Source organism: Aeromonas sp. QDB56, assembly GCF_027705505.1.
In the GTDB taxonomy this organism is placed as follows: Bacteria; Pseudomonadota; Gammaproteobacteria; order Enterobacterales; family Aeromonadaceae; genus Aeromonas; species Aeromonas caviae.
In genome coordinates this window covers 1-10,444 of the sequence record NZ_JAPDBZ010000142.1, presented here as the reverse complement: position 1 = coordinate 10,444, position 10,444 = coordinate 1, and the positions used below count along the sequence as shown (strand labels likewise).

Here is a 10,444-nt window from a genome sequence, read left to right as displayed (position 1 = left end):
GATTGGATCGGACATACTGAGTACAGTGAAACCAGAATAGAGCAATTAGATCACATCTTTAATCTGATTGGTATGAGGCCTATTTCCAGCCCTGGTGGCTCTCCACGGTGGAAGACAGCCTGCGCACGATCGGCATGCTGGCCTCGGCCTGGGGTGTGCTGCTGATGGTGCAGCAGATGTATGGCACCCAGATGCGGCTCTCCTCTCTCGCCATGTCAGACGAGCTGACCGGGCTCTCCAATCGCCGGGCGTTTCGCGCCGTGCTGGAGGCGCACGGAGAGGAGGGGACGCCGCTCCTGCTGCTGGACCTCGATCACTTCAAGCTGATCAACGATCGCTATGGCCACGCCATCGGCGACAATGTGCTGCGTGAATTCAGCACCCTGCTGCGCCAGCTCTGCCCATTGGATGGGGTGGTGGCACGCCTTGGGGGAGAGGAGTTTGCCATCTGGCTGCCCGGCATGACTGGCGACAAGGCCCGTACGCTGGCGGAGCAGATAAGGTGCGTGACCGAAGAGCTGGTCTCAGGTGACGGGGTAAGATTCACCGTGAGCCTTGCCCTGGGCATCAGCCAGAGCGGGGAGGGGGTGGATGCCCTGCTCCAGCGTACCGATCTCGCCCTCTATCAGGCCAAGCATCGGGGACGCAACCGGGTGGAGCTGGCGTGATGGCGCCAGGGGATGCCGCAGCCAGCGGGCCAGCAGGTTCATCCGCCTTCATCTTGTCAGACTTGTTCCCTACAATGTCCGCCTCCATGCATTCGAGCCCTCTCATTCGCGATGAGGGGCAGGTCTCGCTCTTCAGGAAGCCTTCATGATCTCCTCTCACTCCTTGTTTGATGCCCATTGGCGCTGGCTGTCACTGCTTTCCCTTGCCCTGCTGTCGGGTTGTGCCAGCGAGCCTCCCGCCCCGACCAGCACGGCGACGCCGGCGGGGCGCCCCACGCCTAAGGCGATGCAGCCGCAAAAACCGGCCGACATGAAGAGCCGCATCGTGCGTTTCCTGCCGCGCAACGTGGTGGACAAGCCAGGCTGGGCCAATGACGTGGTGACGGCGCTCACCACCCAGGGACTGACGGTGAGCGATCACAACGTCTGCAGCGTGCTGGCGGTGGCGGAGCAGGAGGCGACCTATCAGGCGGACCCCGTGGTGCCCAACCTCAACAAGATTGCCTGGAAGGAGATCAATGCCCGGGCCGGCAAGCTGCTGATCCCCGAGTTCATGGTGCGCACGGCCCTCTCCATCCAATCCCCCACTGGCAAGAGCTATGCCGAGCGCATCGACAAGCTTCGCACCGAGCGGGAGATGAGCGAGATCTTCGAAGACATGATAGGCAGCGTCCCCATGGGCAAGCAGCTCTTTGGCAACCTCAACCCGGTGCGCACCGGCGGCCCCATGCAGGTGAGCGTCGCCTTTGCCGAAGCCAACGCCCGTGGCTACCCCTATCCCGTGAAGGAGTCCATTCGCCACGAGGTGTTCACTCGTCGGGGCGGCATCTGGTTTGGCACGAAACACATCTTCGGCTATCCCGCCGACTACCCGGATACCCTCTATCGCTTCGCCGACTTCAATGCGGGCTGGTACGCGAGCCGCAATGCGGCCTTCCAGGCGGCGGTAAGCCGGGTGAGTGGCAAGCCCCTGGCCCTGGACGGGGATCTCATCCGCTACGACTCGGATTTGCCCGGCAAGACCGAACTCGCGGTCCACAGCATCGCCAGCCGCGTCAACATGAGCAAGCAGGCTATTCACCAGAGCCTGAAGCTGGGGGACAGCAACGACTTTGCCAAAAGCGATCTCTACCACAGGGTCTTCGCCCTGGCCGACAAACAGGCCGGGACACGGCAACCCCGCGCCATCTTGCCCGGTATCCAGCTGAAAAGTCCGAAGATCACCCGCAACCTCACCACTGCCTGGTTCGCCAAGCGGGTGGATGACAGGGAGCAGGCCTGCGTCAGAAAGATGGCGACCATTCGCTGATAGCCAGAGACAACAAGGGCGGCCAATGGGCCGCCCTTGTTTATTGTGATTTGACCACCTGGCTGGTCATGGTCGGTAGCTCCCAGGTTCCCCCCAGAGTGATCATGCGACAGCTACCAGTGGTGCTTTTCTCACTCTGCACGAAGGTTTGGCCGTCCCATACCCAGCTTTCGAAAGAAAAACAATCTCCTATTCCTCTTCCTTTGTGCGAGGCACTCAGTTCGCCCTCTCCATAACCGTTTGCGTAAGTGCTGATGAGGGTTGCACTGCTGGTATCAAGGTCCGTATCAATCAGAATAAATGCCGAACCGTCGTTGTAAGCGGCGAGCCAGCAGGGTAGCCGGATCAAGGCTCGTTCCTGGTTCAGGGGATAGATCTGGCCATCTTCCTGATTCTCATATGCGCTGGGGCAGACATCTTCATTGACGTGTTGTTTCAGCCAAGCCCTTATGCTCTGTAGCTCAGGCTTGGTGAGTGGGCGAGATAGGTTGTCTGCGGCAACGGCATGCATGGATCACGGGGGCCACCAAGGCCGGGGGAATAGTTGTGGTGGGTAACGAGCCCTGTTTGGTCAGGGCTGTACTGGTATTGAGACGGCCTTGGAACTCATCCATTTTGAGAAAAATGGCATAGGCACCGGCACCGGATAACGGTTCTTGGTGCTTGCTCCATTCAAATACCACCTTGCCAGTCCCTTTGATTGCTCGGACGAGCGCTGCAGTTTGGGGCTGGGTGAACGGAGTCCGCTCTTTTACGATGCCGAGCACCTCGCCATTGATGCGCAGTGTGATCAAACCATCAGCGGGGGCCGCCGGAGCCCGCTGATCAACCTCTGCGATGGCAAGCTCGGCATGCAGTGTGCCCTTGGCGCCAGCCTCTCGGGTGAGCAGAACCGAAAGTCCACCCAATTCCGCGCTGTAACCTGCCGCTCGGCATGTGCGCGTGTTGTCACAGGCCAGTTCCCAGTCCTTGTGTTGAAAAGAGAGCCCTTCAGTAAACGAGCCGAGTGCAGAGGCCAATAGTGTTGTGATGAACATTAGAGGTTTCCAGAAGCATTGGGACGGTCAGGATAGCATTCTGGAAGGTTCAAATTGAATCTTGTTTTGGGTTGACTGAGCTGTGCCGAGTGGCGTACCCCTTTGATCCGATTAGAAACTCATCGCCAGTCCGATGGAGTAGCCGCTGGTGTTGTGGCTGAACATATAGCGGGCCACCAGCCGGGTGCGGGTGATGAAGATGTCGTACTTGCTGCTGTCGAGTTCGAGGCCAAGTCCCAGGGAGTTGAGGCTGTTGAAACCGAGCAGCCCCCGTTGCTGCCCCAGGTATTCGGTTCTGGCCCCTTCCAGCACGTAGCGAAGGGGCCTGTCCAGCAGGGTCCAGTGCCACAGGGGGGCGCGGCGGCGCAGGTAAAGCCCGAGGTTTTCCGCATCGGCCTGACCGCTGACGCTCTCGGCGGTGCCGGTGAAGCTTTGCAGATGCTGGTAGGAGTAGCGCAGCTCGGCATCGATGTCCTGGGCGGCGGAGAAGAGCTCATAGTCCAGCATCAATGAGCCGCCGAGGCCATAGACATTGAGGGTGCCGCCGTCGAGGAAGTCCAGATTCTGGCCGCTCCTGTGCTCGAGCAGGGCGGCCCCGATGCGAAGGTCGCTGGCCACCGTGCCCAGGGTGACATTGGCGATGGGCCGCAGCACCAGATTGCCACCAAAGCGATCCCGGTGGACGCCGACATCCCAGCCGATGCCGCCGGTGGCGCTCAGGCTGTTCCATTTGGTGGGAATGGTGCGGGTCTCGTTGCCATCGGTGAACACGAACTGGGGATCGTAGCGGCTGTAGCCCAGGGTGCCCTCCAGATAGAGGGGAACATCCTCGCTCAGGGTGGCGCCACCCCCGAGCTGGGTGATGGTGAGGGCAGAGGTGTCGTTGGTGCCGCTGCCGATATTCAGGTTGCTGGCGGTGATATCCGGCACCACGGCGTAGCTCATCAGGGAGACGACGGCGTTGGCGCGCTGTTGAACCAGGCTCTCGTCGCTGGCACGGGCCTTTGTCACAAGACCGGCAGAGACGCCGGCAAGCACCGCCAGCAAGGAAAGTGTGTGAGAAGAGAGCTGTCTTGCCATACCTGGCTCCATGAGTACCCCGTCCATTGGGGCATGTTCACACTGTAACGGTTTTCATCTGGCTTGGCAGCCTGGCAAGGGCCGACCCGTCCTGTTTTGGGCGTGCGCATTGGGCCGCGAGAAGGGTGAGCCGCTGGGCAGAAATCACAGACATTAATTTATTGTTCAGTTCCCCGGGTGTATAAGAGGCCTCCCATACGAACATTGGGGTGGTAGCAGGGATGGATTACCAGACGGGGCCTTCGGGTCATCATGACGAATGCGCATTACGTTGATGGGAGTCACACCAGATGCAGGACATGCTGCTTGCCATATGGCATCAGGATTTTGATCAGCTTATACAAATGCAGGCAATCGGTCTGCTCGTCACCTGTCTGGTGGTGATCCTCTTCCTTGAATCGAGCTTCGTCTTTCTGCCCCTGCCCGGTGACAGCCTGGTGCTGCTGGCGGGCGGTCTGGTGGGCATGGGGGTGCTGGGGCCCGAGGTGACCTTGCTCTATCTGCCGCTTGCGGCCGGGATAGGGAGCGTGCTCGCCTACTGGCAGGGGCAGGCACTGCATGGCACCCGTTTCATGGGCCATGTGGAGCGGATGATCCCGGAAGGGAGCCTGCCCAGGGCTTCCCGACTGCTGGATCGTTACGGCTTCTGGGCCATGTTCGTGTCCCGTTTCATCCCCTTCGTGAGAGTGTTGACCCCCATGTTGATGGGAGTCTCCCGCCTGCACCTGCTGCGGGTGGCCGTGGCGAGTTTTGCCAGCGCCTTCCTCTGGTCCCTGGTATTGAGCATGGTCGGCAAGATGGTGATGGCGACCCCGGTCTTTGCCCATCATCAGGAGCTGCTGACCAAGTGCCTGCTCGTCACCTCTTTCGGGCTGTTCGTCATTGCGGTGGCGGCCATCGGCATGCGGCTGCTCAAGCGTCCGAGCAAGCGGGTGCGCTGATCTCACTGCCCGGGCTGCGCCTGCTGCCGCATCTGGAGAGCGCAGCCCCCGGAAAAATACAGGCCATTTGAGGCGGCATTCCTGTCGCCTATCTGTTACACTTCGCGCCCGCCATTTTCCGGCTCATCTTCTGATCTGATGTCAGACCCAGCCGTCCTTGGCTCCACGCCTCGCCGATGCCAGGCCACACGCCGGCCCAGGCCACCCACGCCAACTACAGCTCCGCTGGAACACAGGAACCCAACATGAGATTTGAATCGTTCGATTTTGCCCCCGAGATTTTGCGCGCCATCTCAGATTGCGGTTATCAGGAGATGACCCCTGTGCAGAGCCAGGCCATCCCGGCCATTCGCCGTGGCCGCGATGTGCTGGCCAGTGCCCAGACCGGTACCGGCAAGACCGCCGCCTTTGCGTTGCCCATCCTGCAACGCCTGGTAGACAACCCGGCGCCGGTGCAGCCTTCCAATGCCCGCGTGCTGATCCTGACCCCGACCCGCGAGCTGGCAGCCCAGGTGGCGAGCAATATCAACGATTTTGCCAAGTATCTTGATATCACTACCCTCACCATCGTGGGTGGCGGCAAACAGGATGTGCAGGCCAAGAAGCTCAAAGCGGGCGCACACATCATAGTGGCCACCCCTGGCCGTCTGCTCGAGCACCTCACCGCCTGCAACCTGAGCCTCTCCGGGGTCGAGACTCTGGTGCTGGACGAGGCGGATCGCATCCTCGACATGGGCTTTAGCGCCGATGTGCAGCAGATCCTGCAGGCGGTCAACAAGACCCGCCAGAACCTGCTCTTCTCCGCCACCTTCTCCGAGGCGGTAAAAAAGCTGGCCAACCTCATGCTGGACAAACCCCAGGTGGTGGCCGTCGACAAGCAGAACTCCACTGCCGACACCGTGAGCCACACCGTCTATCAGGTGGAACAGAAGCGCAAGCGCGAGCTGCTCTCCGAGCTTATCGGCAAGCAGAACTGGCAGCAGGTGCTGGTGTTTGCCAGCACCCGTGAGAGCTGCGATGAACTGGTGGAGGAGCTCAACCTCGACGGCATCAAGTCTGCCGTGGTGCACGGTGACAAGGCCCAGGGGAGCCGTCGCCGCGCCTTGCGTGAATTCACCGAAGGCAAGCTGCGGGTGCTGGTGGCCACCGAGGTGGCCGCCCGCGGCCTGGACATTCCGAGCCTGGAATACGTGGTCAACTATGATCTGCCGTTCCTCGCGGAAGATTACGTGCACCGTATCGGCCGAACCGGTCGCGCTGGCAAGAGCGGCATGGCCATCTCCTTCGTCAGTCGCGAGGAGGAGCGCACCCTGCTGGAGATCGAGGCCCTCATCGGCCAGAAGATCCGCCGCATCATGGTGCCGGGTTACGAGGTGAGCAGCCGTGACGACCTCATCAAGCAGTTGCAGGAGCGCCGCCGCTTCGGCAAGCGCCCGCAGCGTGAAGACAATGCCGCCGCCCAGGCCATGGCCGAGGCGAAACTGCAAGGTCAGCGCCTCAAGCGTCTGGCGGCGGCCAAGAAGCCCCGTCAGCCGAAATAAGGCAACGTCGCACCCTCCCGGTCGGGGAGGGGCGTTTACTCTCCAAAGGCGCCACTGGCGCCTTTGTGCTGTCGATGACGCGGCCCCTGGCCGCCCCGTTTCAGAGGATCCGAGATGACCCTTCCTGCTTACAATCAGGCCCTGCTCGAGATGGCCCGCCAGAGCCTGGCGGAGCTGGAGCGCACCGCCGCCCAGAAGACGGGCAAACGCACCCCCGCCCAGGAGAGCCACTTTCTCTGTACCTGGATGGCGGATTCTCTCAAGGAGAAACGCTTCTCCCGGCTGGTGATGGAGGATCTCAAGACCTGGGTGCAACTGGGGCGGACGCTGGGGGCGGGGGCCGATCTCAAGGGGCTGCTTGAGCGGGTGCAGCGCCAGTATGAGCGCGCCATGCATGAGCCGGTACAGCTGGGGGCGCGCCTGGCCGATCTGCTTTTGGCGCTGGAGGGGGCGGGCTGGCTGGTGTTCACCGACAGCGAACTGAACACCCGGCAGCGGCTGCTGAGCCAGGGGCAATCCAGCCTGATCATCTCGGCCAGCGAGTATCAGGGCCATATCGAGGGGGGTGAGCTGGTCAAGCCCCTCACCCTCTATGTGCGCGGGGACGAGCAGGTACTGGCCGAGGCGGCATTTGCCCGGGGCCTGCTGCTGAGCCAGGGCAACAAGAAAACCACCCTGGTCAAGCACCACAAGGCCTATCGGCTGATGCCGGGCAACGCGCAGCCTGCCCTGGCGCTGTTGTCCTCCTGATCCCGCCTTCTCATCCCGTCACCCGGCCTTGCGCCGGGTTTTTTTATGGCAAATGCACCCCACGGGGTTGCCTGCACGCTGGGGCCGGGCGGGCAATCTTTGTCGCAGCCAAGGGGCTCCCCCTCTGATGGGGGGCGTCCCCCATATGGAGGGATGGTGGGGTGGTGCTTCTGCTCTAGGGTGGATGGGCCCCAAAGAGGGCCTTAAAGGAAGCAGACCGCCTGACAAGGCGACACTCAATGAATGAGGAAACATGATGAAAGCGACTCCAATTGCCCTGTTGCTGGCCGGCGTGCTGGCGTCCCCGCTCTGCGCCGCCGGACTCGATGCCCGGCTCACCCTGGTGGAGGGCAGCACAGACGATGTGCGCGTCAACCTGACCCTGACCAACACCGGGGAGAAGCCGGTTCGTCTGCTCAAATGGCAACTGCCTGGCAGCGAGGATGCTCCCCTGTTCCAGGTGGAGCGTGACGGCCAGCCGGTGGATTACGAAGGGGCCCTGATCAAGCGGGCCGCCCCGAGTGACAAGGACTACCAACTGCTCAAGGCGGGCCAGAGCCTGACAGTGCAGGCGGAGGTCTCCGGTCTCTACGACATGAGTGCCCAGGGCCAGTACAGCATCCGTTACCTGCTGCCGACCGTGGCGCAGGAGGGGAAAGCGGCCAAGGCCAAACAGGCCCAGGCGAGCGAGTCCAATGCCGTGACCCTCTGGGTGGACGGGGTGAGCGACGAGCGGGTGCTGGCCAAGGCGGCGGTGGCCGAGCCCCAGGCGGTGAGCGCCTCGGTCAGCTTCAGCGGCCGTTGCACCAACACCCAGAAGAGCGACATCCTGGCGGCGCTCGATGCCGCGAGTGGCATCGCGAACAACTCCAGCAGCTACCTCGCGGTGGACAAGCCGAATGGGCAGCGCTACCGCAGCTGGTTTGGCGCCTATGACGCCACCCGCTGGAACCAGGCCGAGACCAACTTCAGCAAGATCAAGGATGCCATCGACAACAAGCCGCTCACCTTCGACTGCGGTTGCAAGCAGAGCTACTTTGCCTATGTCTATCCGGACCAGCCCTACAAGGTCTATCTGTGCAAGAGCTTCTGGACTGCGCCGGTCACCGGGACCGATTCCCGCGCCGGCACCATTGTCCACGAGCTGAGCCACTTCAACGTGGTGGCGGGCACCGACGATCTGGGATACGGTCAGGCCAATGCGCGCAATCTGGCGAGCACGGATCCCCAGAAGGCCCTGAACAATGCCGACAACCACGAATATTTCGCCGAGAATACCCCGAGCGAAAATTGAGTTGCAAACAGGGGCCGGATGGCCCCTTTTTTGACGGAGGCACCATGATGACACTCTTGCTCACCACCCTGGCACTGGCGCCCTTGCAGTGCGAGCTGTCGGTCAGCGCAGAGAGCGGGGTGAACGAACCCCTGCCCCTGGTGATGACCCTGACCAACCGGGGGGAGACGCCCCTCGAGGTATTGACCTGGTTCACCCCCTTCGAGGGGTGGTTTGCCGATGCCATCGACCTGACCCGCGATGGGCTACCGCTGGACTATCGAGGGCCGCTTGCCAAGCGAGGTACCCCCGGGGACGGCGACTTCCTGCACCTGGGGGCGGGGGAGCAGAGCCAGGCCGATGCGGATCTGGCGCAGGCCTACGATCTGTCCCAACCGGGCCGCTACCGGCTCAGCTATCGTGCCCAGCCCCTGACGCTGACCAAGGGCGTGGCGCCCAGTTGCCCCGCCATCGACTTTACCCGGGTGGCCCCCTAGGCGATCTGCGGCTTGCCCTTGGTATCCGGCAGCCCGACGGCGCGGGTGGCCACCGCCAGACCGGGTGACGATTGGCTTTCCCGCCAGCAGCAGTGCACCAGCGTGATGACATGGTGAGCCAGGGTGTTGTCTTTATCCGGATGACGCAGGGGATGGGCCACCGAGTGGGTCGATAGCAAAATGATGAACATGAGGGGCGGTCCAGCCATGCCATGCACCGGGCCGACTCGTTTACACCGTCAAGGAGGAGACATGGCACTGGAACAACTGAAACGGGAGCTGGAGCGCTTTGGCGAGCAGAATGACGGCGCGCAACACTCCCGTGGCAGCAAGATGCTCAACATTACCCGCGACACCGGCGAACTGCTGGCGGTGCTGGTGCAGACGAGGGGGGCGCAGGCTGTGCTGGAGATCGGCACCTCCAACGGTTACTCCACCCTCTGGCTGGCCGAGGCAGTGAAACGGCTGGGGGGCCGGGTCACCACCATCGAGCTGGACGAGGGCAAACGGACCATGGCGGCGACCAACTTTGAGCGGGCCGGGCTCACTCCCTGGATTGAGCAGTTGGCGGGGGAGGCCGGCAGCCTGTTGCCCTGCCTGCCGACGGCGGGCTATCAGCTCATCTTCCTCGACTCCGAGCGCCGCCACTACCAGGCCTGGTGGCCCGAGATCCAGCGCCTGCTTGCCCCTCGTGGCCTGCTGGTGGTGGACAATGCCATCTCCCATGAGGACGAGATGAGGGAGTGGATGGCACAGGTGCGGCGTGACCCCGATTTCCTGACTTCCCTGGTGCCGGTGGGCAAGGGGGAGTGGCTGGTGGTGCGGTTGTAGGAGGGCTGGATGGAAAACAGGACCATGGAACCAAAAACCGTGGTGCAGACCACAGGCAGACCACTGGCAGGCCATGCAGAGCAACGGTTTCGTCAGGGCCCCCAGGTGGCTGAGCGGCGCGCGGGGCGGGTCAACTTCGTCGAGATCCATCGGCGCTACCCGGCGACCGGGCCCTGGAATGTCGACATCGTCCGCCTGCTGGAGCAGGGCGGGAGGTGGTGATCACCGACGGTGACGTCAAGGCGCGCGCCATCCCGCCATTACCTTCCACGTGGTGCGTGGCAATCCCCTTTGCCATCAGACCGAATTTTGGCCCGATTGATACGTTGTGTCGTGACTGGGCCACTGCCATCCCGCGGGAGCCGCAACCCGCCTGATATGGTTTCCGCTGACGGAGCGCCGCCAGCGGGGCGATTCCTCTGCCAGCCCGGCCATTATTTTTCCTGATTACCCATGATTAGCAGTCACCACGAGCTATACTGATCTTACGTACAGTTACTGAGGTGCGAGATCATGG

13 protein-coding genes are annotated in these 10,444 nt (G+C 62.3%); 9 read left to right on the top strand and 4 right to left on the bottom strand.

What is annotated here, in order from left to right; all coding sequences use genetic code 11:
- The first annotated feature begins 107 nt into the window (after positions 1–107).
- On the top strand, positions 108–668 hold the full coding sequence (locus OKB81_RS17125; protein ID WP_270668123.1) for a GGDEF domain-containing protein: 561 nt from the start codon (positions 108–110) through the stop codon (positions 666–668).
- 145 nt (positions 669–813) lie between these two features.
- Complete coding sequence (locus OKB81_RS17120; protein WP_202395077.1) at positions 814–1,977, top strand: DUF1615 domain-containing protein; 1,164 nt, start codon at positions 814–816, stop codon at positions 1,975–1,977.
- Positions 1,978–2,017: 40 nt separating this feature from the next.
- Here OKB81_RS17120 and OKB81_RS17115 read toward each other — a convergent pair whose 3' ends face one another.
- The 3 genes from OKB81_RS17115 to OKB81_RS17105 all read right to left on the bottom strand — a co-directional run bounded on the left by OKB81_RS17115 (position 2,018) and on the right by OKB81_RS17105 (position 4,094).
- A complete protein-coding gene (locus OKB81_RS17115; protein ID WP_270668124.1) occupies positions 2,018–2,488 on the bottom strand; it encodes a DUF1176 domain-containing protein in 471 nt (156 codons plus the stop codon).
- Positions 2,439–3,014, bottom strand: a complete 576-nt coding sequence (locus OKB81_RS17110) for a DUF1176 domain-containing protein (RefSeq protein WP_270668125.1) — start codon at positions 3,012–3,014, stop codon at positions 2,439–2,441. Before OKB81_RS17110 ends, OKB81_RS17115 begins: the two co-directional genes overlap by 50 nt.
- 111 nt (positions 3,015–3,125) lie before the next feature.
- Positions 3,126–4,094 (bottom strand): autotransporter domain-containing protein, encoded by a 969-nt coding sequence (locus OKB81_RS17105; RefSeq protein WP_160837452.1) that lies wholly within the window; start codon positions 4,092–4,094, stop codon positions 3,126–3,128.
- A gap of 290 nt (positions 4,095–4,384) precedes the next feature.
- Between OKB81_RS17105 and OKB81_RS17100 the strand changes: the two genes are divergently transcribed.
- The 5 genes from OKB81_RS17100 to OKB81_RS17080 all read left to right on the top strand — a co-directional run bounded on the left by OKB81_RS17100 (position 4,385) and on the right by OKB81_RS17080 (position 9,096).
- Complete coding sequence (locus OKB81_RS17100) at positions 4,385–5,035, top strand: DedA family protein (protein WP_010675180.1); 651 nt, start codon at positions 4,385–4,387, stop codon at positions 5,033–5,035.
- Positions 5,036–5,280: 245 nt separating this feature from the next.
- The gene (locus OKB81_RS17095; RefSeq protein ID WP_160837450.1) at positions 5,281–6,576 is read left to right on the top strand and encodes a DEAD/DEAH box helicase; all 1,296 of its coding nucleotides are present in this window, start codon (positions 5,281–5,283) and stop codon (positions 6,574–6,576) included.
- Positions 6,577–6,690: 114 nt separating this feature from the next.
- Positions 6,691–7,326 carry a DUF2913 family protein gene (locus tag OKB81_RS17090; RefSeq protein WP_069652571.1) on the top strand — a complete coding sequence of 212 codons (636 nt, stop codon included), beginning with the start codon at positions 6,691–6,693 and terminating at the stop codon, positions 7,324–7,326.
- A gap of 253 nt (positions 7,327–7,579) precedes the next feature.
- Positions 7,580–8,620, top strand: a complete 1,041-nt coding sequence (locus OKB81_RS17085; protein ID WP_041213093.1) for a M35 family metallo-endopeptidase — start codon at positions 7,580–7,582, stop codon at positions 8,618–8,620.
- 44 nt (positions 8,621–8,664) lie between these two features.
- The gene (locus tag OKB81_RS17080) at positions 8,665–9,096 is read left to right on the top strand and encodes a protease (protein WP_160837448.1); all 432 of its coding nucleotides are present in this window, start codon (positions 8,665–8,667) and stop codon (positions 9,094–9,096) included.
- Here OKB81_RS17080 and OKB81_RS17075 read toward each other — a convergent pair.
- Entirely contained in the window at positions 9,093–9,287 is a 195-nt protein-coding gene (locus OKB81_RS17075; RefSeq protein WP_202395081.1) for a hypothetical protein, read from the bottom strand. The genes OKB81_RS17080 and OKB81_RS17075 overlap by 4 nt on opposite strands.
- A 61-nt stretch (positions 9,288–9,348) precedes the next feature.
- Here OKB81_RS17075 and OKB81_RS17070 point away from each other — a divergent pair, with 61 nt between their 5' ends.
- Together OKB81_RS17070 and OKB81_RS17065 are read left to right on the top strand one after the other, a co-directional pair.
- A complete protein-coding gene (locus tag OKB81_RS17070; RefSeq protein WP_010675174.1) occupies positions 9,349–9,927 on the top strand; it encodes an O-methyltransferase in 579 nt (192 codons plus the stop codon).
- A gap of 24 nt (positions 9,928–9,951) precedes the next feature.
- Entirely contained in the window at positions 9,952–10,149 is a 198-nt protein-coding gene (locus OKB81_RS17065) for a hypothetical protein (RefSeq protein ID WP_234888583.1), read from the top strand.
- Positions 10,150–10,444: the final 295 nt, after the last annotated feature.

Bases quoted from the DNA above. Each gene is read 5' to 3' on its own strand.
- OKB81_RS17085 (WP_041213093.1), top strand. From the start codon at position 7,580: ATGATGAAAGCGACTCCAATTGCCCTGTTGCTGGCCGGCGTGCTGGCG.
- OKB81_RS17070 (WP_010675174.1), top strand. From the start codon at position 9,349: ATGGCACTGGAACAACTGAAACGGGAGCTGGAGCGCTTTGGCGAGCAG.
- OKB81_RS17065 (WP_234888583.1), top strand. From the start codon at position 9,952: ATGGAACCAAAAACCGTGGTGCAGACCACAGGCAGACCACTGGCAGGC.
- OKB81_RS17080 (WP_160837448.1), top strand. From the start codon at position 8,665: ATGATGACACTCTTGCTCACCACCCTGGCACTGGCGCCCTTGCAGTGC.
- OKB81_RS17110 (WP_270668125.1), bottom strand. From the start codon at position 3,014: ATGTTCATCACAACACTATTGGCCTCTGCACTCGGCTCGTTTACTGAA.
- OKB81_RS17120 (WP_202395077.1), top strand. From the start codon at position 814: ATGATCTCCTCTCACTCCTTGTTTGATGCCCATTGGCGCTGGCTGTCA.
- OKB81_RS17100 (WP_010675180.1), top strand. From the start codon at position 4,385: ATGCAGGACATGCTGCTTGCCATATGGCATCAGGATTTTGATCAGCTT.
- OKB81_RS17095 (WP_160837450.1), top strand. From the start codon at position 5,281: ATGAGATTTGAATCGTTCGATTTTGCCCCCGAGATTTTGCGCGCCATC.
- OKB81_RS17105 (WP_160837452.1), bottom strand. From the start codon at position 4,094: ATGGCAAGACAGCTCTCTTCTCACACACTTTCCTTGCTGGCGGTGCTT.
- OKB81_RS17075 (WP_202395081.1), bottom strand. From the start codon at position 9,287: ATGTTCATCATTTTGCTATCGACCCACTCGGTGGCCCATCCCCTGCGT.
- OKB81_RS17115 (WP_270668124.1), bottom strand. From the start codon at position 2,488: ATGCATGCCGTTGCCGCAGACAACCTATCTCGCCCACTCACCAAGCCT.
- OKB81_RS17090 (WP_069652571.1), top strand. From the start codon at position 6,691: ATGACCCTTCCTGCTTACAATCAGGCCCTGCTCGAGATGGCCCGCCAG.